This is a genomic window from Chryseobacterium gregarium DSM 19109 (assembly GCF_000430845.1).
GTDB classification, from domain to species: Bacteria; Bacteroidota; Bacteroidia; order Flavobacteriales; family Weeksellaceae; genus Chryseobacterium; species Chryseobacterium gregarium.
The window spans coordinates 153,946-177,872 of the sequence record NZ_KE387264.1 but is presented as its reverse complement, the minus strand read 5'-3'; the positions used below and the strand labels follow the sequence as shown (position 1 = coordinate 177,872).

The 23,927-nt window shown below is 38.8% G+C and carries 12 protein-coding genes; all 12 read right to left on the bottom strand.

All coding sequences use genetic code 11. The features are described 5' to 3' along the window. Positions 1–57: 57 nt before the first annotated feature. Positions 58–2,586 carry a glycosyl hydrolase 115 family protein gene (locus tag H561_RS0121070; protein ID WP_027388747.1) on the bottom strand — a complete coding sequence of 843 codons (2,529 nt, stop codon included), beginning with the start codon at positions 2,584–2,586 and terminating at the stop codon, positions 58–60. A 260-nt stretch (positions 2,587–2,846) separates the two neighbouring features. Further along, a complete protein-coding gene (locus H561_RS0121065; RefSeq protein ID WP_027388746.1) occupies positions 2,847–4,790 on the bottom strand; it encodes a glycoside hydrolase family 97 protein in 1,944 nt (647 codons plus the stop codon). Positions 4,791–4,796: 6 nt separating this feature from the next. Beyond that, positions 4,797–6,164, bottom strand: a complete 1,368-nt coding sequence (locus H561_RS0121060) for a glycoside hydrolase family 43 protein (protein ID WP_027388745.1) — start codon at positions 6,162–6,164, stop codon at positions 4,797–4,799. 24 nt (positions 6,165–6,188) lie between these two features. Further along, positions 6,189–7,595 carry a glycoside hydrolase family 43 protein gene (locus H561_RS0121055; RefSeq protein WP_027388744.1) on the bottom strand — a complete coding sequence of 469 codons (1,407 nt, stop codon included), beginning with the start codon at positions 7,593–7,595 and terminating at the stop codon, positions 6,189–6,191. Between the two features lie 17 nt (positions 7,596–7,612). Beyond that, positions 7,613–10,195 (bottom strand): glycoside hydrolase family 31 protein, encoded by a 2,583-nt coding sequence (locus H561_RS0121050; RefSeq protein WP_027388743.1) that lies wholly within the window; start codon positions 10,193–10,195, stop codon positions 7,613–7,615. A gap of 21 nt (positions 10,196–10,216) precedes the next feature. Continuing rightward, positions 10,217–12,226: an NPCBM/NEW2 domain-containing protein gene (locus tag H561_RS0121045; RefSeq protein WP_027388742.1), complete on the bottom strand. Its 2,010-nt coding sequence runs from the start codon at positions 12,224–12,226 to the stop codon at positions 10,217–10,219. 50 nt (positions 12,227–12,276) lie between these two features. Next, on the bottom strand, positions 12,277–13,668 hold the full coding sequence (locus H561_RS0121040; protein WP_051349486.1) for a glycoside hydrolase family 43 protein: 1,392 nt from the start codon (positions 13,666–13,668) through the stop codon (positions 12,277–12,279). Between the two features lie 17 nt (positions 13,669–13,685). Then, entirely contained in the window at positions 13,686–14,804 is a 1,119-nt protein-coding gene (locus H561_RS0121035; protein WP_081411712.1) for a glycoside hydrolase family 43 protein, read from the bottom strand. An 11-nt stretch (positions 14,805–14,815) separates the two neighbouring features. Next, positions 14,816–17,335 (bottom strand): glycosyl hydrolase 115 family protein, encoded by a 2,520-nt coding sequence (locus H561_RS0121030; RefSeq protein WP_228372324.1) that lies wholly within the window; start codon positions 17,333–17,335, stop codon positions 14,816–14,818. A 90-nt stretch (positions 17,336–17,425) separates the two neighbouring features. Further along, entirely contained in the window at positions 17,426–19,891 is a 2,466-nt protein-coding gene (locus H561_RS0121025) for a glycoside hydrolase family 31 protein (protein WP_081411711.1), read from the bottom strand. Positions 19,892–19,949: 58 nt separating this feature from the next. Next, on the bottom strand, positions 19,950–21,878 hold the full coding sequence (locus H561_RS0121020) for an alpha/beta hydrolase (RefSeq protein WP_027388737.1): 1,929 nt from the start codon (positions 21,876–21,878) through the stop codon (positions 19,950–19,952). Between the two features lie 365 nt (positions 21,879–22,243). After that, on the bottom strand, positions 22,244–23,857 hold the full coding sequence (locus H561_RS0121010; RefSeq protein ID WP_034763097.1) for a glycoside hydrolase family 43 protein: 1,614 nt from the start codon (positions 23,855–23,857) through the stop codon (positions 22,244–22,246). Positions 23,858–23,927: the final 70 nt, after the last annotated feature.

Genomic DNA, 23,927 nt, shown 5'->3' with positions numbered 1-23,927 from the left:
AATTTGTCTGCTTCATTCCACCTTTCAATCATCAATTTTAAACAATGACCATCTTCATTATTTTCCTGAATAATCGCTTTCCGGCGCTCCCAAGTAACTTGACTTAAGTCCGCCTGTGTTGATTAAAATCTTCTCCAAAACAATTCCCGGTTCTAAAACTCTGAAACGAAGCGTATGTTTCCCCGGTTGCGAAATTTGGTGTTTTGTAATTGATTTAATGATGTGTTCCGACTGCCATTTTCCTAATTCACCTTTGTAATGACCATTAAAGTTTACAGTTTGAGATGTTCCGCCATCAAAAGAAATTTCATAGCGCAATCCTTTGTTGTGATTATAATTTAAAGTCGGCGCAAGTAAAAGCTGAACTTCAAATTCGCCTTTGGATTCGAAATTTATATCGTATTCCAGATAAATATTTTCATCAGCTTTCGGATAAGCATTCTGTGGAAATGTGCTAATTCCGGATTTTGTTTTCCCGAAATCAGGAATCACTTCCCAATGGATTCGGTCAGAATTATTCATTCTTGCAAAATTTTCCGCTTCAATTGAAACATAACCATTTTTCTCCTGAAATACTTTTTCTTTGGGAACATTTGTTTCCGAAACATAAGTTACTTCAGGCATTATATTTACTTTTCCGTCAAACCAGGCTTTGTATCCTATCTTCATCTGGTCCATCATATGCGTCCATTTTCCGCCAGCAATTTCATTGTTATATTTATTGTCGAGATAAGCATTTCGTTCGAAGCATTCTTTCACTTTATCAGCATAGAAATTAGCCTGAATATCATTTCTAGCCGCCAATTCTTTGTTTTTGGCAACAGCATAATACATTTCATATAAATTACTGCAGGCATCAATCGGATAAAGAACCAACTGATAATAGGCATCCTGATATTCTGCCGGAATCTGGTCTTTTAAACGTAACGCATCCACCGCTAGAACTCGGTAATCATTCAAAACCGTTTCAAATTCATTATAATTTTCCAGACTGAATGTTTTGCTGTCAAGCGTTTCCGGTGTAACTCTGCGGTTGTATTTTGCGTAAAGATTAATCATTCTGGCAATTTCCTTTGAATGCTTTTCGCCAAACTGTTGGGCAGACCATTTTTCGGTGTATTCCAAAAGATTTTTAGAATTGAATTGTTTCGGATTCCAAGCCATTTCTAAGAAAAAACTGATTGGAAATTCCATCGGTTTTAAATCACCCACATTAACGACCCAAACTTTATCAACTTTATGCTCATAAGAAAGATTCATTTGTTCCCAAACCCGTTGTATAGGATTGATGTTAATCCATTTTGAATTTCTTGGTCCGCCTACATAATCGAAATGATAATACATTCCGTAACCGCCTTTGTGCAAAGGTTTTGAAGGGTCCGGAAGTTTTCTAACATTTCCCCAGTTGTCATCACAAAACAATAAAATTACATCATCCGGAACGCGCATTCCTTTGTCGTAATAATCCTGAACTTCTTTATACAAAGCCCAAACCTGAGGCGTTTTGTTCGGATTTTTACCTGTAACATTCTGAATGATTTTACGCTGGTCTTTTACAATGTTTTCAAGTAGAGAAATATTAGTTCCATCTCCCATCGCTTCGTCACCGTCGCCACGCATTCCTACAGTCACGAGTTTTTCCCAGTTTTGGCTTCTAACAATTCCCGCTTTCCAGAAATCCTGCAAAACTTTAGCATTTTTAGAATAATCCCAGACGTTCGGAAGGTTATTTTTTTTGATGTATCTGTGCCAGTCCGTTTGTGCCTGCGCCATCGGCTCGTGGTGTGAAGTTCCCATTATGATACCCATTTCATTGGCTAATGGTCCGCTCAAAGCATCGTCGTCATAAAACGCTTTTCCCCACATTGCAGGCCAGAGATAATTGGCTTTGGAACGAAGAAGCAGCTCAAAAACCTTTTCATAAAATTTAGAATTGATGCCACCGAAAGTTGCTCTTGCCCAACCACCTAGCGAAGGCTCTTCATCATTCAAGAAAATTCCGCGGTATTCTACAGCTGGTTCACCATCGGTATAAATTCCTTTTTTGAAATATAAATTTTCTTTCTTTACTACCGGAACATCTGCCCAAAAATACCAGGGTGAAACGCCAATCTGCTGAGATACTTCATAAATTCCGTAAATGGTTCCTCTTTTGTCGCTTCCTGCAATGACAATTGCTTCGGAAACTCCGGGAAACGGATTGCTGATATTCTGGATGATGTATTTTTCCCTTTTTCCGGTTAAAGATTTTCCGTCAATCTTTTTTTGTCTGATTAAATCATCAATAATAGATTTTGTTCCGACCGTTCCGATGATAATCAAAGGAGAATTCATTCCTGAAATCTGATTCAAAATAGTTGGTTGCTCACTTGTTACTTTCTGAAAATCGGACTGCAGGTTTTTTACGGCTCTTAATATTCCTGCATCGATGTTATTATTTGTAAATAATGAAATCTTGACCGATTTATCTTTCAGGAGAATAGCATCATCGCTTTTTTTTGTTGTGATAAACGGTTCTGTTGCCTGTAAATTTAAACAAGCACCAAACAGTAATATGGCAAGGAGTAGTTTCGGTAATCTTTTCATAATCTATATTTTATTTTGATTATTTGGCTTTATAATTAATTGAACCCTTTCAAGGTTCGTTTTTTGTAGTTTTTTTGTTCCATAGGCTTCGCCGAATCTCGTTCCTCGATTTCACTACGGCTATTCATATTGAACCCTTCGGGTCTTATTGTGTTGAATCTCTAGCAGCCCGGCTTGAACGGAGCTCTTTTTGTGAGGAGGAACGACGAGCAAAAAAGCGGGAGTGGAAGACGGATTAAGCTGCCCAAATCATTCTTGTCTTAATTCTTCAACACAAAACCACCATTCGGCTGGATTTCAATATCGTATGTTCCTTTTTTATTGATGGAAACTGTTTTTGTAAAAGTGTTTCCGGCTTTATCATCATTGATTAGTTCAACATTTTTGCCTATCAGCATCGGAAGATTAAGTTTAAGTTTTTTAGCAATTTTTTCCGCATTCACACCTGCGATGTACCATTTGTCCTGATGTCTTCTCGCAATGACCGAATATTTCCCGGGATAGCCGTCGATGAAAACCGTCTCGTCCCAAAGTGTGGGAACTTCTTTCATAAAATCCAATTGAAATTTTGGAGCATCGGTCAGGTTATTCGGCATTACCCCAAACATCTGAACCGGATTCTGAAACAGAACGGCTGTCGCCAGTTGGAAACCGTCGGTGGTTAGTCTTTTATTTTTGTCTTTGTTTGATTTGGTTAAAAATTTATTGAGAAAAGTTCCGCCAAACTCCATACTTCCGACCGTATTTCGAATGAACGGATGTAAAGTGGCAAAAAATGCTTCCTGTTTGCGGACATCTTCCGAAAAGTAAAGCATTTCTGAGGCAAGAACAGCTTCGCTTCCTGCATAGTTCGGATACATTACTTCCCAGCCTCTCGGCAAAGTAGCTCCGTGGAAAATAATCATCAAACCAAAATCATTGGCATCCGACAAAATATCTTCGTACAGACGCATTGTTTCTTGTTTGTCTCCTCCGAAAAAATCGACTTTCAAACCTTTTACACCGATTTGTTTCAGCCATTTCATCTCTTTTTTTCTTTCGATGGAAGAACTCATTTTATTTCTCGGTCCCATCGGTGCATCATTGGCGGTTCCGTTTGAATTGTACCAAAGCATTACCCCAACATTTTTAGATTTTGCGTATTGGATGAGTTCTTTCATTCTTTCTTTGCCGATATTTTTATCCCAAAGAGCATCAATCAAAATGAATTCATAACCGAGTTTTGATGCCAAATCAATAAAGAGAGTTTGATCATCATAATTCATACTGTTATCCTGCCATAGAATCCAGCTCCAGGTAGATTTTCCAAATTGATATTTCTGCGAAGGCTCGTAAAGTGTTTCTACAACATCAAAAGGAATGGTAGTTTCAACGATTGGTTTTAAAGATTCTCCGATTGTAATCGTTCTCCAAGGTGTTTTTCCTGGAAGAGAAAGTGATGCTCCCGAACTTCCGAAACCATTGTTTTCAGCCATATTGGGATAAGCAACTTGGTAAAGATTTTTTTCTGAAGTGGTGTCAAGATGAGAAGCACAATACAAACTGTTGACTCCCGTTTCCGAAAGTAAAATCCACCCGTCGTTTCCGATATGAAAAAGTCCCGGAAAAACGTAACCATAATCTGCTTTTGTTCCTAATTCTGCATCGGCTTTGTAACCACTTTCGTAGCTTGGTGCTGTTCGGGCAAAACCGGTCATAGGCTTCATCATTGGTGACAAAAAAGTGGTTGTTTGTGACGGAAATTTAAACCCTGTTACTTCCGATAGAATCACACAACTAAAACGGTCTTTCATTGGCAGAATATCGTATCGGAATGCAATATTATTGTCACTTACCTGAAACTCAATTCCGATATTATGTTGGTCTGCATTGGTAAAATTGACAGTCAGCGTATTGGCTTTGTACTCAACTTCAGATTTTTTGATTTTTTCGTTACTGTATCTTTTGAAAACCAAATCTTTTTTGCTGTTGATGAATTTTAAATTTTTAGAGAAATCTGATTCATTGGTGATTAAACCCAAAGGAGATTTTTCCAACATTATTTTCCCCTGAAAAGTCACGGAATACAATGCTTTTCCTTCTTCTGAAAATACATTCAGTTTCAGTTTTCCGTCTGGACTTGAAATTTCGGCAACCTGCGCTTTAATTTCCGATAAAAAACAGAAGCTTATTAATACAAAAAATAGGAGCATAATTTTTTTCATTCTAATTTATTTTGAAAACATCCAATAATCGAAAAACATAATGTCTTTTTCCGCTTTGCCATTGAACACGAAATAAAGATTATGAATACCTGTAATTTTGTTGGATACATTAATTTTAACGGTTTCATATCGGTCGTCTCCGCCAGTCATCGGGACTTTTACAGTTCCTGCAATCGGTCCATCGAAACTGTCTAAACGAACGTCCATTGTTACTCCGCTGTTATGCGTGGTTCCGACTCTTGCAGAAAAAGTTGTTGCGCCATCTTTCCCAAAATCAATATTTTTTACGCTTGTGTAAGCTCCATTTTTCTTTGCTTTAATGAAAACTCCTGCGACTTTATTCTGATAAGATTTTACATTTTCCGACCACGAAATCATCTCCGCCTGATTGAATGCGTAAGGATTAACGGTTGCAATAGCTTTCGTAATACCATTGGTCATTTTGAAAGGTGAAATAGAACCGTCTTTATTAAATTCTAATTCCTGCACACTGACCGACCTTGTGAATCCACTTCCGCCTGGCAAAGCACCGTTGTGATAGAAAAAATAGGTTTTCCCTCTGAAATCAATCACTCCGGGATGATTGGTAAAAGATTTTCCCTCGGCAGGCATTATGATTCCGCCGTATTTCCAAGGACCTTGCGGATTTTTGCTGGTGGAGTAACCTATAAACTCTGGAAGTGCACCGCCGGGCCAAAAGAGATAATATAAATTTTTGCGTTTGTACAGCCACGGACCTTCTTCATATTTCGTTGGTCTTTCCGGATTTCCTTCTCTTTTTCCGAAAGATTCTTCGGTCATCGGAACCTCAACAATATCGCCGGAATAAGAAATCATATCTTCATTCAGCTTTACATATTTAAGTTTTGGATTTCCCCAATACAGATGTGCCTGACCGTCATCGTCTATAAAAACCGTCGGGTCGATATCTCCCCATTCGCTCTGAACAAGCGGTTTTCCCAACGGGTCGTGAAACGGACCAAACGGACTGTCGGCAACCGCAACACCAATCGCTCCTTTGTTATTGGTTTTAGAAATCATCGGTACATACATAAAGAATTTGCCGTTTCTTTCGATACATTGCGATGCCCAGGCATCACGTTTTGCCCAATCAAAATCTTTATACGATAAAACAACACCGTGATCTGTCCAATTGACCATATCATTGGTGGAAAACAGTTTCCAGTCGTTCATCGTAAACCACGTAGAATCGTCTTCATCGTGACTCGTGTACACATACAAACGATCATTGAAAACCATTGGAGCCGGATCGGCTGTAAATGCAGTCTGAATGATGGGATTCTGTGCAGACAAATTTCCTACCACTCCGAGAAACAGAGCACTCAATATAGATTTTATGGTATTGATTTTCATTTTAAAATTAATTAATATTCAACATTACTTCTTCTGAAAGCTCCAATAATCAAAATTAAAAAGCTCCCGACCCGCTGTGATATTTTTTCCCTGAAAGACAAAATACACATCGTGAACGCCTGAAACGGATTCTGAAATCTGTGCAGTTAACGTTTTCCAGTCGTCCCATCCTCCTGTTCTCGGTACGTCAATTTGTGCTAATTTTATTCCCGTGACACTGTCCAAATGCACTTCCAGAATTCCGCCATCAATCCCGGAAGCTATTGATGCTGAAAACGCAGAAGCTCCCTGATTTCCGAAATCTACGGAACGGACTTTAATGAATCCATTCACTCGGGTTTCAGTTACATACACTCCGGTTTTCTTATTTTCGGTAGTTTTGCATTTCTCGGACCAAGCCATCATTTCTGCTTCGTTTCTTTTGTAAGGATTTACGGTTGCCACAGGGTTAATGCCTTCTTTGGTCATTGTGATTTTCGGAATGCTACCATCTGAATTATATTTGAATTCTTCAATCGCAGTCGACCTTCCATAACTTCCCGCACCCGGCAATAATCCGGTGTGATAGAACAGATAGGATTTCCCTTTGAAATCAATGATTCCGCCGTGGTTGGTGAAGCTGTTGGTCGGCTGGTCGGTCATTATTTTGCCCTGATACTTCCAGGGACCTATTGGTGATGAGCTCGTGGCGTAAGAAAGACATTCTGTACGTCCCGTCATTCCGGCATACATCATATAATATTGTTTATTACGCTTATAAAACCAAGGTCCTTCCACGAAAACATCTTCAAATTTCTCTTGCTTTTGCAAAACCTCATCACTTTTTCCGGGTCTTCTGAGTCCACCAAATGAATCCACCGACTGCGGAATTTCAGTAATTTTTCCTGCGTAAGAAACCATATCTTTATTAAGTTTCACATAAAAAAGATGGCCATTACCCCAATAGAGATAGGCTTGCCCGTCATCATCTATAAAAGTCGTCGGATCGATATTGTCCCAGCTTCCCGTTGTAATCAGCGGTTTTCCAAGCGCATCTTTAAATGGTCCTGTTGGACTATCCGAAACAGCAACTCCGATTGCCATATCATTATTAACGGTTTGAGCACAGATGTACCAATAAAATTTGCCGTTTCGCTGTATACATTGTGATGCCCAGGCGCGGTCACGAGCCCAACTGAAAGACTCTAGGGAAATAGGAACACCGTGATCTGTCCAGTTGACCATATCTTCAGATGAATGTACCCTCCATTTTGTCATATAATAAAAATCAAACCCCGGAATGTCGTCACCTGTGTAGACATACATTTTATCTTTGTACACCATTGGCGCCGGATCTGGTGAAAAATGGGTCTGGATCACCGGATTCTGAGCAAATATCGATGCACTTAAACTGCATAAAACCAAACTGGTTATTATTTTTATTTTTTTCATAGTTAGATTTATTTTCATTAAAATTCTGACTTTACAGCACTACCTTCATACAAAACCGTCTTGTTTATTGTTTTACCATTCAATCCAATTACACTGATGTTGAAAGTTCTTTTTTCTGTGATTCCTTCAAAAGTTCCCTGACGTGAGCCAATCTTCAAAGTTTTGTTTTTTTCGTTCCAGGTAAATGGAATTATGCTGTAATTTCCTTTTTCGTAATTGTAGTTATCGCCTTCATCTTCATAAAGTTCAAAAAAACCGTTTTTGCCTGAATAAACTTTAATCGTCATTGTTTCATTTGATTTTTCGGAAGAATATTGCATTATCGGTCCGGAAGGGATGATAGAACCTGATTTAGTAAACAAAGGGATTTTGTTTTTTGAAGCATCAGCGGTTATATTTTGTCCGCCGTCATAGCTTTTATCCGTCCAGAAGTCATACCAGGAAGTTCCATTCGGAAGATATACTTTCCAATCTTTTGCTTCCGGCATTGTAACAGGAGCAACCAATATAGACTTCCCGAACATATACTGATAAGCCTGTTTCAGAGCCTCCGAATCATCTTTGAAATCCATCACCATCGGACGCATTATCGTAGAATTATTGTGAGATACTTCCCACGACTGACTGTAGATATATGGCAACAACTGATATCGCAGATTGATTAATTCACGCATTTCTCCTTCCACTTTATCACCGTATTTCCAAGGTTCTGTTTCGGATTGATAGCCGTGAGTTCTGAAAATCGGACAAAAGACACCCCACTGAAACCAACGCATCAAAATATCGTGGTATTTCGGGTCGGTATACTGAGAAGAGCCTGGTCGGAAAAAGCCACCGATATCGGTTGTCCAATAAGGCATTCCGGTCAAAGAATAATTGAGTTCGGCAACAATCTGCCTTTTGTAGGTATCCCAATCCCAGCCGATGTCTCCCGACCAATTGATAGTCCCGTAACGTTGCTGACCCGGAAAGGCTGACCGTGTTAATATCACCACTCTTTTATCGGGATTTGTTTTCCTTTGACCTTCATAAACTGCCTGGCTTACGAACAAAGGATAAGTCAATCTGTAAAATTCACCGGCTCCGAAATACGTTTTTTTCCCCGCCAATGCATCATTTTCCGGTTCTGTGGCATCCATCCACCAGGAATCGACTCCATATTTAAAAAGGTTATCATTTAAAGCATTCCAATGAACGTTTTGGGTTTTCGGATTATAGATATCAATCCAAGGACTGTCCGGAATGTAAAGACCCTCATAATCTTTTGCAACGACCGATTTTTTATCTAAATTTTCCCATACTGATACGGAGAATTTTGAATTTAACTGATGTAATTCTTTAATAAACTGTTGCGGATCAGGGTAATTCTGTTCATCAAATTTAGGAACACCCCATCCATATTTTCCCCAATATTGCCAATCCTGGACAATCACATCCATCGGCAATTTTCTTTTTCTGAATTCTTTCACGGTCTCAACAAGATGCGATGCCGAAGTGTATCGTTCACGGCACTGCCAATATCCAAAAGCCCATTTCGGAAGCATAGGAACTTCACCTGAAATTTCACGATATGCTTCTATCACCTCATCGGTATCATTGCCTGCAAAAAAAACATAATCCAAAGCTTTGCTGTTTGGAGAGCGGAAAGTTGTGAGATTGCCCGCTTCGCTCCATTTCAAAGTTGGCGTGTTGGTGGCTTTACAAACGACCTGGATCTGATGTTCACCAGCTTTCAAACTAATTTTTGTGCTTACAGCTGGAGGTAGCCATAGATTGGACTGGTCAATCACCGGTTTTCCGTCAATCACCAAAAGATGGCGATTATCCATATCACCTAAATCCAGCATAAACGTATATTCTGAATCTTTGTTTAAGGATAATTTGCCTTTGTATGAAGCCTGCTGTTGGGAAACCTTCACGGTTCCGCTGGTCGTGGTCACTTCTTTTTCTTCTCCTTTGGAAGATGAATCCTTTTCAAGCAATATATTATTATCCGCCAGATTGAACCACGATAAGCCGTACTGATGCCACAAAATCCCATATCCTTTGGAGGAATACAGGAAAGGCAAAGCAATCTGGCTATTGACCTGAATCAGTTTTCTGCTGATATTTTTTAAATTATAATGACCATCCTGAAACTGTCCCAACCCGAAAAGATATTCATCAGGTGTTGTTTCAAAACCTTGTTCTGCAATATAGCAAGGTTCGGATGAAACGGTGTTGTCTGTTAATTTTCGACTATTAATTGCTTCAGACAGCAACACTTTTCCTTTTTTATCAAGAAAAGTAAGCCTTGAATTTTTTTTATCAAGCAAAACGGTAACGTTTCCGGATTTAAGCTTTAAAAAATCTTTATTCTCCGAACATTTAAATTTTGGAATTTCCTGCTTGTTCACAAGAACAAACTCACGCTCTTCTATCGGTAAGTCTTTTATCCATTGTATCCTGACTGCATTTTTATGAACCGGGTTTATTTTCAAAAAACCTTCTGACAGTTTCACCATCATACCATCTTTATTGACGGTATGATTGATATAGGCTTGTCCGTTCACCATTAAAGGAAACAGAATAAAAAGGTAGATGATCGTTTTCCAGTTCATATAAAATACTTTAGAATGTGATTATTTAATTCCGTTAAATTTATAATAAGCCACACCGTGTGCCGGAATATCCAGTGGTAGGCTTTCGTTAGTTGTATTTAATTTTGCAATATCTTTTTGTCTCCATAAATCACGGATGATTTGTTTTCCTGATATTCCAAGTTTTGAAAAATCTTTGTAAGAAATATTCAATTTTTCCCTTCCGAAATTGGCAAATGCAACCGCTTTGCTTCCGTCTTCCAGTTCTTTTACATAAATTTTCAGTTCTCCGATAGTTTGCAGACACTTCCCTTGTTTTCCCAGTGCATCCTGATTGACTGCTATAACTTCATCATTCGTTAAAAGATTTAATGTAAAATCATCTAATTTTTCCAAATCACAACCAATGAGCAACGGCGCTGAAAATATGCTCCAAAGGCTTATGTGCAAATACTGTTCGTCAGGTTTCAGACGGCTTTTATGAGGGTTTCCCCAACCAACTTCACCTACGACAAGCATATCTGCATCATTCCAATTGCCAGGTTTTGCAAACGGAGTGGCTTTGTCCTGAGCCAATGCAATGTTTTTGACACTTGCCCAGGTATCAGTAATATCATTGGTAGTCCTCCAAGACTGTGCATTTACTTTATCGCCCCATTTCCAGACATCTCCCATTCCGTACTGACAAAGATTGTAGACAATATCTCTCGGTTGGCGACGAAGCAAATCGCCCATTATTTTGAAAGGCTTTACTCCTTTTTCCGGGTCGCCTCCGCCCTGAAAAGCGAGGGAAGGAACTTTGAAAGGGTCGTTTTCCGGCAGACCGTCTATCACTCCGCCATAACTGCACCAGTCGTATTTCAAGTAATCAATTCCCCATTTTGTGTAGCTTTCTGCATCCTGTCTTTCGTAGCCGTAGCTTCCGACACATCCACCGCAAGTCCACGGACCAGGCGATGAATAAATCCCCATTTTTAATCCGTTAGCGTGAACATAATCGGCAAGACCTTTCATATCGGGGAATTTTGAGTTGGGAATGATAAATCCTTTTTCATCACGCATTTTTGCCTGGTCTTTGGAATCGCGGTTGTACTGCCAGGAATCATCAATGTTGATGTAGCTCCATCCGTGGTCTGCGAGACCGCTTTTGACCAAGGCATTGGTGGCACGTTTTACTTTATCGGCAGAAACTTCAAGTCCGAAACAATTCCAGCTGTTCCAACCCATTGTTGGTGTGAGGGCAATCCTGTCTCCGCAATTTATTTTTAATTTTTTTGAGGTTTTTCCTTTTGCATTCTGAGCGATTAAGTTGACTTCAAATATTCCATTTTTATCAAGTTTCCCAGTGATGATTCCGGTTTGTGAATCCAATTTTAATCCTTTCGGAAGGTCTTTTACAGAGAATGTCATTGGTCTTTCTCCTGTTACCGGAATTCTGAACAGGAATGGAGAACCGGGACGCACGCCGAAAACTGTTGCCGAATTGATTCGTGGTGTTGCAGGAGATTTTGGAGTTAAAATATACTCTTCCGATGAAATTGGATTGAATGTTTTTAAGGTGTTCACTCCTGTCGTTTCAAATTTTGCGTTGACCCAATCGGCGTGGTCATAGTAAGGACCGTTTCCGCCATCAGCAATAACTAATTCCAGCTGATTAATGCCTTCTAATGAAACCGATACAGGTTTTGCCTTGTCGCCAAGATGCATCAATTCACTGGACCAAATCTTTTTGTTGTCTCCGTAAATTTCAAAAACCACTGCCGGAGTTTGTTCTTTAATCTCATCATCAAGTCCGACCAATGCCGTAAACGTCTTTGCTTTCCCATCTAATTTAATCAATAGAGAACTTTCGGCGTGTGTTCCGAAACCTCTTTTGAAAACTTCTCCGGCAATAGTCAATGGTTTTCCGGCTACGGAAGTATTGATGCCCGGTTTGCCGTGACCTTGCGTTGAAACACTGAGATCGAGCTCATCAAGCCAAACTACATTTTGTGCATTCAGACCACATCCGAGCAATAGGAGACTGAAAATAAAGAGTTTAAATCTGTACATTTTTGAAATTTAAATGAGATGTCTAATTACTTTTAATACTCAAATCACTTTTAATTTGAACTAAATTTCCACCAGTCAAAGTAGAAAAGGTCTTTGCTACCTTTGAATACGAAATACACATCGTGTACGCCTTTAATATTTTTTACCGGAGATTGAATGGTTTTAAAGAGGTCACCTTCGGCTTTTCCTGTAACTTGTACAGTTCCTAATAGTGGTCCATCAACAGCGTCTGTATGGATTTCTATACTTCCGCCATTCATTGAAGCGACTGATACTTCCAGAAATTTTGTTCCTTTTGAAAAATCAACGCCCTGCACTTTGAGATAATCGCCATTATTAATAGACGAAACCACTAGACGGTCGGTAATTTTTTTGCCCGTGTCGTACGGATTATTTCTTTCCCACTCGGTCATTTTTTCTGTTTTCAAGCCTTCACTATAGGCGATGGTTTCGGCTTCTACTTTTTCATAAGGATTCAGCGTTGCTATTCTTTTTACGCCTTCAGGATTCCAAAACGGTAATTTTTGAATTGTACCATCGGCATTGTAAATCATTTCGCTCACACAGATTGAACGACGCTCATAATGCTTGCTTATGGTTTGTTTTCCGAGATTATAATTGAAACCAAAAACGTAAGATTTTCCTTTGTAATCAATGATTCCGGGATGATTTCCGTTGGAGCGTTTGTCACTATCCATAATCATTCCCTTGAATTCCCACGGACCGGTTGCCGACTTACCCATTGCATAACCGATTCCTTCGGGACAGCACGTTGAGGCATACGCCATATAATAATTTCCGTTGCGTTTCCACGCCCAAGGTCCTTCCTGATAATGAAACGGGTCGGGCGAACCCTTGACTTTGGCAATCGAAGGGTCTTTTACGACTGGTCCGTCTACAGAAATCATATCCTTATTCAGCTTTACGTACCATAAATTAGGATTTCCCCAGTACAAATAAGCCTGTCCGTCGTCGTCAATGAGAACAGTCGGATCTATATCATCACTTGAATTTTTCACCAACGGTTTTCCAATAGGATCTTTAAAAGGACCATACGGACTGTCCGCCACCAAAACACCGATTCCCCTTTGTCCGGGCATTGGGCAATACATATAAAACTTACCGTTTCTTTCGATGACTTGAGGCGCCCACGCTCCGTTTTCCGGATCTGTCCATTTGAAATCCTTTAATGAAGCCACAACGCCGTGGTCTGTCCAGTTGACCATATCGGTTGAAGTGTACAACAGCCAGTCTTTCATTTTAAATCCGAAAGCATCATCTTCATCGTGACTGGTGTACAGAAAAACGGTGTCTTTGTAGACCATTGGTGCAGGGTCAGCTGTAAATTTGGTCTGAATGATGGGATTTTGGGCAGACAACGATAATCCTGTAAGCATTAACCCAACATTTAAAGTATATTTTAAAACTGTTTTCTTTATCATAATTAATTTTTTTTGATTTAATATTTAATGATTTGCTCTGTCCAGGTTGGTCCTGTGATGTAGAACATTCCGTCTTTGTAATGAACCGGCTCGATTCCCATTTGCGGACCTAATTCCCAAGGCTGAAAGGTCTGACTGTACGGATAAGGTCTTTTTTCGTACATAAAATAATGGCAGGAATTCCAGAGATTTCCATCGGGACCTATAAAAAGAGCATTGTGTCCGGTTTCCTGATAAGGATCTTCGGTATCGGTAAAGAAGAGATTTTCGTAGCCATTTTCTTTTGCCATTTCGGTTCGGTACCCTTTTTTCCGAGTTCCAAAAATTGGTTCTGGAGAAGCTAATTCCCAAGGTCCCAAAGGCGATTTTGATTTTAATAAACCTACTTCGTAACCTCTTGTCCAGGTGGAGAAAAACATAAAATAAGTTCCTTCTTTTTTAATGACGAAAGGTCCTTCTATTCCGCCAACCATCCATTCCGGCCAGCCGGGTTGTTTTTTATCAAGAAATTTTTCTATTGGTGTAGTCAATTTTCCTGTTTTTAAATCAATTTTAGCTTGGAAAAGCCCGTTACCACTACAGTATAAATAAACCTGACCATCTTCGTCTTCAAATAAGGTAGAATCATTGTTATATTGTGGCGTCAAAGGACCATTGACCAATTTATATGGACCTGTCACTTTATCCGCTGAAAACAACCAAACGCTGTGCGTTGCCATTCCTTTCGGGTCTTCTTTGGTGACTTTTCCGCTGTTTACGGTCAACCAATATTTCCCTTGAATAAAATGGATTTCCGGTGCCCAGAATCGTCCGTTGTAAGGAGAATCTTTCGGAAGTTTTTTGGCATCAATGATGAATGAATGCTGTTTCCAATTGATCATATCTTTAGAAACCAACATTCTAACACCAGGATTCGGACCTGTCCAAACCGGGTTGGAAGTTCCTACGCAATACCACAAATCATCTACTTTGATAATGAAATGGTCGCGCATAGAAATGGTGGAATCTCTCGTTATTGGGTTGGTATATCGAAATTCTTTCTGAGCAGAAACCTTATCTTTTTGATTCTGTGCAAAACTCAAACTCGTTGCAGAAATGAGTAAAAATAGTGTTAAAAATAATTTGGAAATATTCATAGGATTTGGTTTTATCTTTTTTTAGGACTTTCGGGCATTTTCAGATAAGTTTCTTCGTAACCTCCATTGTCAATTACAATTTTATACAAAACAATTCCCGGATCTAATGGTTCAATTGTCAGGGTATAATTTCCATTTTGATTTGCAGGAAGGTTAAATGTTTCCGTTTTTTCAATCAGTCTTGATGCAGAGGTCGGATACATTTTGGTATAATTATTTGCCCAAGTCAATTCTTGATTAATTCCGATGGTTTTAGGATTATTCTCATCAAAAAAAGCTTTTACACTGTGACCATCTTTTTTGAACGGAAGCGTAGAATCAAAGAAAAAATGAACTTTTACAGTGGAAGAATTATTTTTTAATTTAAATTGATATTTAATGAAAGAACCTTCCGTTTTCTGGGTGTAAGGCATCAAGGCAATTCCGGAAAGCGTTCTTCCCAAATCAGGAATGACCGTCCATTTTGTGTTTTTTTGATTTTTAGTTTCAAAAAAATGTTCAGCTTCCATTGCAACTACGCTATTTTTCTCTTCGAAAATATAACCGCCTATTTTTGCTTCTTCAGGCGTGATTCTGTAAACAGTTGGTTTGATATTCCCTTCTTTCGGCTCGTCCCAGGATTTGTAACCAATGTGAGTTTGATCCATCATATGATTCCATTTTCCACTGGAGATATTCAGGTTGTAATCTTTGGTGTATTCGGCATCTCTGGCGAAACATTCATCGGCATAATCTGCCCAATAATTGGCTTTCGGATCTTTTTCTTCAGCCAGTTTGTGGTTTATTGCCACGGCATAATACATATCGTAGAGATTTGCCATCGCCCGAACGGGATGCAAAACAATCTGTTTATAAGTATCTTTATAAGCTTCATCTAAAGTCAAAAACTGTCTTAAAGCTCTTGTTTCCAAAGCTAAATACGAATCTCTTACCTGCTGAAATTCCCCACTTTGCAAATTGTAGGTTTTGTGATTCATCATTTCGGCAGAAACCCTTGAATTGTATTTACAATACAAATTGATGATTTCTGCAATTTCCTTCGCATTGTTCTTTCCAAAATGTTCTTCCGCAAATTTTACGGTGTAATTTTCAAGATTATCCTGAGTAAAAGAAGTCGGATTCCACGCCATATTCAGGAAGAAATCCATTGGATATTCGTTGGGTTTTAAATCTCCGATATTCAAAATCCAGATTTTATCTACACCATAACTGTAAGTCAACTGTAACTGTTCCCACATATGCGGAATCTGTGTCATATTCAGCCATTGATAGGCTCTTGGCGCACCGTGCAAATCGACGTGGTAATACATTCCGTAACCGCCCGGATGTTTTTTGGTATCGAGGTAAGGCAATCGGCGGACATTTCCCCAATTGTCGTCACAAAGCAGAATCGTCATATCGTCCGGAACTTTCATTCCCTGGTCGTAATAATCCAAAACTTCACTGTACAAAGCCCAAAGCTGAGGTGTTTCTTTTGCAGGTTTTTTGGTTACTTTTTCAATGATTTTACGCTGATCCTGCATAATTTTCTCCAGCAATTTGAAGTTGGCTTCGGCACTTCCCAAATCACTCATCGGTTCGTCTCCGTCGCCACGCATTCCCATTGTGACAAGATTGTCGTAGTTTTTATTTCGGCTGAATCCGTCTTCCCAGAATTTAAGAAGAGCATCTTTGTTGGTGTGGTAATTCCATTCGCCGTTTCCGTATTCTTTGCGGTGATTTCCCCATTCTTTCTGAGCACGCATCATCGGTTCGTGGTGCGAAGTTCCCATCACGATTCCGTATTCGTCAGCCACTTTCGGATTGAGCGGATCGTCTTCATTAAAGGCTTTCCCCCACATTGCCGGCCACAGATAATTAGCTCTGAGACGAAGCAAAAGCTCAAACATATTCGCATACATTTTGCTGTTGATGCCACCGAATTTGGTTCTTGCCCAAGTTCCAAAAGCCGGTTCTTCATCATTAATGAAAATTCCACGGTACTTTACTTTGGGTTCGCCTGAAGCAAAATATCCCGGAATTATGTATGCCGAAGAACGTTTTTTTACCGGCACATCATTCCAGTAATACCACGGAGAAACCCCTAATTGTTTTGATAATTCATAAATTCCGTAGATAGTTCCTCGTCTGTCGCTTCCGGCGATGATGAGTTGTTTTTTGGATTTATATTTTGGATTTTCTAAGGTTGTTATTACGAAACTTTCCCATTTTCCTTTCAAATCTTTAGCATTGATTTTTTTGGATGAAATAAGCTTGTCAATCAATTTATTGGTGCCTAAAGTTCCGATGATAATTTCAAATTCACCTGAAGTTTCTGTGGTTGAAAGATTGGGTAATTTACCTGCCACTTTTTGAATATCTGACTGCAAATCTTTCACAGCACGAATGACGGCAATGTTTTCTGAAGAGTCATAAAATATGTTTGTAGCATTTCCATCTGATGAAACAATCGGGAAACCTCTATCATTTGAAATGATATTCTCTGTAATTCCCGAAGTTTGTTGTGCGAAGACGTTTCCATTTTGTGACAAACAGAATATGAAGTTTAAAATGAAAATTTTATATATTTTTTTTTTTAGCATATCTTCTTTTTTCGATTAATTCTAAAAATTCGGATTCTGTTATTTTATTACGACTTTAGTATTTTTTCCTGAGTAAGAAACTGTCTTCTGCTGACCATCCGGAAGAATAATGGTAAAATTTCTCTTCTCAATCATTCCCTTATATTTTCCTTTTCGGGTGTCAATAGTTAGCGTATGGGATTTGTTATTCCAATGCATTGGTATTTCGGTGTAGTCGCCTTTTTCGTAATTATAATTGTCAAATTCATCTTCGTATAAAACAAAATCTGCATCTGAACCCGGATAAACTTTTAAAATTAAATTGTCCCATTTTTTCTCTGTCGCATACTGAACATCGGGACCGAAAGGAATAATGCTTCCACCTTTTACATACAATGGAATGCTTTGAATATTGACTGTTTTCTCAATTTCCTGTCCGCCGTTATGCTTTGCATTGGTCCAGTAGTCGTACCATACAGAACCGGATGGAAGATAGACTTTGACCGATTTATTTTGTGTAAAATCCACATCCGTAGCAGAAGATCCTTTTTGAATTTCCTCTTTTTTATCCCAACCGGTCTGTTCGTTGGTTTTCACTATTTTTTCAGGGGTATATTGGGCATTCAGTACGGGAGCGACCAGGAAGGATTTCCCAAACATATATTCATTATTGATGTCCCAAACTTTTTTATCTTCTGCAAAATCCATTGCCAACGCTCTCATAAAACTCGACTGATTTTTAGAAACGTCACTTGAAACAGAATAAATATAGGGTAACAAACTGTATCTTAATCTGATGAATTTCTCAACAGCATCATACACTGGCTCTCCTTTTTTTCCGAACTGGTAAATCTCTCTCGGTACATCAGCTCCGTGCGAACGCATCATCGGTGTGAAAGTTCCATATTGCAACCAACGGACATACAATTCCTGAAACATCGGATTTTTTGAACCTAAACTCTCGCTCCAGCCCTTTTTGTAACTTCCTGCAAAGAATCCACCGATGTCCGAATTGAAATTGGGATTTCCGGTAAGGGTGAAATTAAGACCAGCCGGAACCTGATTTCGCAAAGATTCCCAAGAAGAATTGACGTCTCCTGACCAGGTATTTGCGCCATATCGTTGTTGACCCGCAAATGCAGACCTTGTTAAAATAAAAACTCTTTTATCATTTGTTTCAGCCCGCTGATGGTCATAAACCCCACCAACAGTCATTAATGGATAGGCATTTCTAACTTTTCTGAAAGAGCCTAAATATGTTTTGGTATCTAAATCTTCGGGTTTCTGGCTAAGATGGTCAGGTTCTGTGGAGTCCATCCACCAAGTGTCTACTCCAAGGCTGAAAACGCCTTTGTTCAGATATTTCCAGTAAATATCTCTGGCTTCGGGATTGTAGGCATCGTAAACACGCACGCCGGAAGGATAATTCATATCGGGAGGCCAAACTTCCCTACCCGATTCCGGCCACGTTCCAAAATTGAAAAGCATTCCTTTTTTGTCCATTTCACGATATTGATTCGTCATCGGTCCGAATGACGACCAAATGGAAACAGACAAATGCGCATTCATTCCGTGGATGTCATTAATCATTTTTTTAGCATCAGGAAAATCGGGACTTATAAAATCCATCGCATTCCATTGGTAATTATTTCCCCAATATTGCCAATCCTGAATGATTCCGTCCAAAGGAACTTTCAGATCACGGTATTTTTTTACGACATCTACAATTTCATTCTGACTTTTATAACGCTCTTTACTTTGCCAGAAACCATACGTCCATAACGGAAACATCGGGACATTACCGGTAAGGTCACGCATTGAAGCAACAACGCCATCAGCATTTCCTCCGTACATAAAATAATAATCCACACCTTCTCCCACTTCAGAAGCGAATGAAGTTTTCTGCACATTATCCGTAAATTGAGTTGGCGAATAATTATCCAAAAAAATGCCATAACCTTTTACAGACTGGAAAAAAGGCACAAAATCCCAAGTGTTGTTCTGCACCATTCTGATGTCCTGATTCCGTTGTGATAATTTCCCGTTTTGAAGAATACCCAAACCGTAAATTGGCTCTTCTTTTTCTAATTGAAAAGATTGGGTTACAGAATAAGTTGGTTGACCAGCATCATTAAAAGATTTAAAATCACTTCCTTTTTCTTTCAGAAGTTCTTTTCCTGATGATGTTTTGTAGGCTATTTCTCCGTTTTTCGTATTAACGGATATTTGCAAATCATTCGTTTTTATTGATAAAATATCTTTATTTTCTGTAACCGAGAATTTTGTTTTTTGTTCCTGTTTGATAACGGACAGGCTGTTTTTTACAAATGATTTTCCTGAAGGATATTTGATAATTCTTACCGTGTGTGGTCCGTAAAATTTCACTTCCACATTCATATCAGCTGTAGAAAAGTTCAAGCCTGAATCCGTTTTTTTATACGACTGTGCATTGGCGTTCTGCTCTATTCCTGATAGTACCACAATGGTAATAATTAAAGCTTTTATGTTTATTTTTTTGAAATTCATATTTTGTGATTATGGATTTGAATTAAATTTTAACAGCTTAAAAACTGAAAATTAAATTTTAATTTTTAAAAAGCAATTGAGCAAACTGATACAGATTGTTTCTCCAAACCGGCCAGGTGTGACCGCCAGGATATTCGGAATAGGAATATTTAATACCGATCTCATCCAATTTTTTATTCATCATCTGACCATTTTTATAAGCGATATCATCTTTTCCGCCCATCGCAATCCAGAAATTTTTAATATTTGAATTGAATTTCGCCTTATTTTCAGCAAGGAATTTATACTCATCATCGGCTACGTTCTGCAACATAGGAAGCATCCATCCGGAACTGAAAACGCCCAGAGAAGAAAACATTTCCGAGTTCTGAATTCCTGTGTACAACGTATAAATCCCACCCATTGAAAGTCCTGCCAAAGCTCTGTTAGACGCATCTTTTTTAACTCTGAAACCAGACTCCGTAAATGGAATTACATATTCTTTCAGCTCTTTTTCAAACATCTGAAGGTTTCTGATACCAAAATTTCCAAATCCGGCAGGTCCGATATTCGCATCCGGCATCACCACAATCATCGGTTTTGCTTTTCCTTCGGCAATCAGATTATCAAGAATCAGATTGGTTTTTCCCTGCATTGCCCATCCGCTTTCATCCTCGCCACCACCGTGAAGAATGTAGAGAACCGGATAACTTTCATTCACATTTTTATCATATCCCGGCGGAGTATAAATGAACACTCTTCTCCACGAATTTGTAATTTTTGAATACATATTCTGAATACGAATATCGCCGTGCGGAACGTCTTTCAGGGCATAATAATCGTCTCCCGCAAAAGGAACTTCGATTCCGCTGGCGTATCTTCCCATTCCGTAAAATGTTTTGCTGGATGGGTCGGCAACCGCTACATTATCAATCAATAAAGAATAATAATGAAAGCCTTCGCTCAAAGAATCCGTAGTAGCCGTCCAAACGCCTTCCGTTTCTTTTTTGAGGTCGTATTTTTTCCCTAAATCGATCTGAACTTTCTGTGCATCCGGAGCTTTCACTCTGAAAATTGCTTTTCCGTTGGGTAAAATCTGTGGAAACTGAGCATTTCTGATGTTTGATTCGGCTGGACTTCCAAAAACAGTAAATTCCGAAAATTTGTTTTTATCAACAGGTTTAAACAACAATTGTGAAAAAATATACAAATCGTTTTTCCAGACTTTGAAATCGTGACCGCCCGGTTCTATGTAAAAAATGTGCGGAATTTTATTTTCCGTGAGATAATCGCTTGTTCTTTTACTGAAAGGCATCAATCCGTCCTGATCACCACACGAAATCCAAAGCAGTTTTAATTCTTTCGCTTTGGCAGGATTCGGAAGTAACTGTTGAGGTTCTTTGGTATTGGGAGCGGAAGAAAAACCACCAACCCAGGCGAATTTATCAATATTTCCCAATCCGAAATTCAGGGTTTGTCCGCCACCCATCGAAAGTCCGGCAATCGCACGGTTTTCTCGGTCTTTTTTAACAGGATATTTTTTTTCGATGAAAGGAATAAGGTCATTCAGCAAATCTTTTTCAAAGGTTGCGAACGCTTCCACTTTATCTTTTGCCATAATATTTCCCGTCGCTCTATCGTCTTTCATCGCTCTGCCATTGGGCAAAACCACAATCATCGGCGTGAGTTTCCCCTGAGCATAGAGATTGTCCAGAATAATCTGTGGTGTTCCGTTTTTGAACCATTCCTTTTCGTCTCCGCCAATGCCGTGAAGCAGGTACAAAACCGGATATTTATTTCCTTTTTTGAAGCCTGGCGGTGTATAAATCAAAGCTTTTCTTTGAGTTCCTACCGTTTTTGATTCATATTTTATAGAGTCAATTTTCCCGTGAGGAATTTCTTTCTTTTCGATATCAAAACCTTGTGGTGCCTGTTTATCAAAAGTTTGTGCAGAAATAAACATTCCTGACAAAATAAAACCTAAGGTAAATACAACTGAATTTCTCATAATTTTTATTTGTATTTTTTACACTTATTAATTTAGACAAAAAAATAATACCTGCAATGGTTTATCTTTTTTACATTTTTTCTGGTCAACTTTCTAAATCTTAATTGACAGGTCGCCTCTACGAGACTTTGGTTTGATGATGCAACTTTTTGCTATTAACAGCTTATTCCTACGGAGCATTAATTAGAATTACTTTTTTTACATCGAATTGCTCGTAGCCCGACTTGAGCGGAAATCCTTTTTTGCTTGTATTTAAGTTCAATTTATTCCGAATCTTCTGCAAAAAAGATTGACTCCGTCGAACCACTCCGTTAGGTTTGGGAGCGGAAGGCGGATAAGCTACCAAAAAAATTATTCTTCCTATTTTACTCTGAACTTTTACTGACTCTGAAAAAATCAACATCCACAAAACCTCCTGTACTTTTCGTTCCAAAATTGAAAATCGCAAATTTTGATCCCATAAATAACCTTCTGTAATCGAAAATCATTTTATACCCTTTTTCCATAACTGTCCAGTTTTTCTGGTCGGTGCTGTAAGAAAAATCTGCCAGGTCTTTTCCAAGGTTAAAATCGGCTTCAATACGAAGATAAATTTTATCCGAAGTTAAAGGAATACGCTTTTTCTCTTCCTTTTTAACCCTCAAAATGGCTTTTGTTTTATTATCTAAACTGACTTCATTAGTAGAAAAAGTCAAAAATTTATGATTGCCTTCTTTTATAACCGATAATAATCCTGAATCGCCATTAAATGCACCGAAACCAGTAACATCGCCGTCTTTCATTCCTTTCAAATCTAAGGCAACAACAGCACTCGATTTTGAACCGGTCATTCTTTGCGTGATTGTGTTTGGAGCCAAATAAATATTATCAACAATTCTATTGGTTTTCAGTCTCATAAATCCTTTTCTTTCGGATAAAGACCAGGCTTCATTCACAGGATTATGATTCCATTGCCATTGGATTTTCAGTTCTTTATCTGAAAATTCATCGCTTTCTACGATATTATTTTTTGGTTTAAACGGCGGAAGCGGAACTTCTCCATTCAAAGGGATTTTGCCGTTATCTCCTAAAACAGGCCAGTCATTTTCCCATTTTACAGGAATCAGAATCGGAACTCTTCCAACTCCACCTCTATCTTGAAAAATTAGTGAATACCAGTTACCATTTTTATCATCAATCAAAGCACCCTGTCCTGCATAAGAAAATCCGAGGAAATTGTCCTCCAAAATGATTTTCTTTTCGTAAGGTCCGGTCACTTTATCAGCTCTGTAGACTTCCTGACGGCGTTTTCCGCCTCTTGGCCAGGAAATCATCATCATATAATATTTTCCGTTTCTTTTAATAATCTGATTGCCTTCCAGAAGTCCGGTTTCCGAAGAATCTTTTTCAAAAACTACAGTTCCTTCCGGATTTCCGATGACTTCTTTAAAATCGGGACTTAATTCAAAAACTTTGTTGGATGTGAAAACATAAACCCTGTCGTCATCATCAAAAAGCAACGAAGCATCGTGAAAATGTCTGGTTCTGGTAATCAGTTTCCAGTTTCCTTTTTCAGGATTGTCCGTTACATAGAAATAAGATTTGAAAGGCTCGTCATTCGGAGAAAACAAAACGTAATATTTTCCTTTGTGAAAACGGATGGATGATGCCCATTGTCCACGACCGTAAACCGTTCCGTCCAATAAATCGTATTTGGAATTATCATTCAATGTATTGAAAACATAGCTTGACATTTCCCAATGTACGAGGTCTTTGGAATGCATCACCGGAGCTCCCGGCATCAGATGCATTGTAGTGCTTATGAGATAAAAATCATCGCCGTTTCTGGTGACTGACAAATCCGGAGCATCTGCCCAAATGATAGGATTGGTGAATGCTGTCGTCTGCTGTTTCTGAATAGGATTTACCTGAGCTGAAAGGAGATTCAGCCCGATAAATCCGTATAAAGAAACTATATAAAAAGGGTTACTAATTTTCAAAACTTTGGTATTTTGATTGTTGATTGAAATTTTTCTCTCGCAGATTTTACGGATTTGGCAGACGATTGTG